Origin of the sequence: Petrotoga sp. 9PWA.NaAc.5.4 (assembly GCF_002895485.1) — a bacterium.
GTDB lineage: Bacteria > Thermotogota > Thermotogae > Petrotogales > Petrotogaceae > AZRK01.
This window is the reverse complement of sequence record NZ_AZRK01000015.1, coordinates 40,054-41,156: the sequence shown is the minus strand read 5'-3', so window position 1 is coordinate 41,156 and position 1,103 is coordinate 40,054. Positions and strand designations below refer to the sequence as shown.

Below are 1,103 nucleotides of genomic sequence, written 5' to 3'. Positions count from 1 at the left end.
TGTACTTCCACTTATATTCCCCTTACCTGTGATTATTTCAAATGTTAATTGTTCTCCATCTGGATCACTTGCGTAATTTAATAGGTTTATACTTACTCTTTCTCCTACTTTTATATTTTGATCTGGTATTCTTTGCCATGATGGTGGATTGTTAGTCATAGCGCTAACATTAATTGCACCTGTATTTCTGTTGTTATTTCTAAATTTCGGCCAAGGTGTGTCTGCTAACCCCTCACTTTCTCCTTGTATCGCATATAGATAATTATCCCCTGATCCCACATATATAGTTCCATCACTGCCTATCGCTGGGCTTGAAATAATCCAATCGTCTGTCTTATACTTCCATTTGAGTGAACCATCTGGGTTTATCGCATAGAGATAACTATCATATGATCCCACATATATAGTTCCATCACTCCCTATCGCTGGACTTGAAATAATCCAATAGTCTGTCTTATACTTCCATTTGAGTGAACCATCTGGGTTTATCGCATAGAGATAATTATCCCCTGATCCCACATATATAGTTCCATCACTGTCTATCGCTGGGTTTGAAATAATCCCATCGTCTGTCTTATACTTCCATTGGAGTGAACCATCTGGGTTTATCGCATAGAGATAATTATCCAATGATCCCACATATATAGTTCCATCACTGCCTATCGCTGGGCTTGAAGAAATCCTATCTTCTGTCTTATACCTCCATTTGACTGAACCATTTGGTTTTATCGCATAGAGATAATTATCAAATGATCCCACATATATAGTTCCATCACTGCCTATCGCTGGGCATGATAAATCAATCCCAGAGCCAGTTTCATACTTCCATCTGAGTGAACCATCTGGGTTTATTGCATAGAGATAATTATCCAATGATCCCACATATATAGTTCCATCACTGCCTATCGCTGGGCTTGAAGCAATCCCATCGTCTGTCTTATACTTCCATTTGAGTGAACCATCTGGGTTTATCGCATAGAGATAATCATCATATGATCCCACATATATAGTTCCATCACTACCTATCGCTGGGCTTGAAACAATCCCATCGTCTGTCTTATACTTCCATTTGAGTGAACCATCTGGGTTTATTGCATAGAGAT

General features: G+C 38.7%; 1 protein-coding gene. It reads right to left on the bottom strand.

Annotated elements, in window-relative coordinates:
• The coding region (locus tag X924_RS05840) for a PQQ-binding-like beta-propeller repeat protein (RefSeq protein ID WP_199172647.1) at positions 1 to 1,103 on the bottom strand (1,103 nt) is incomplete at both ends.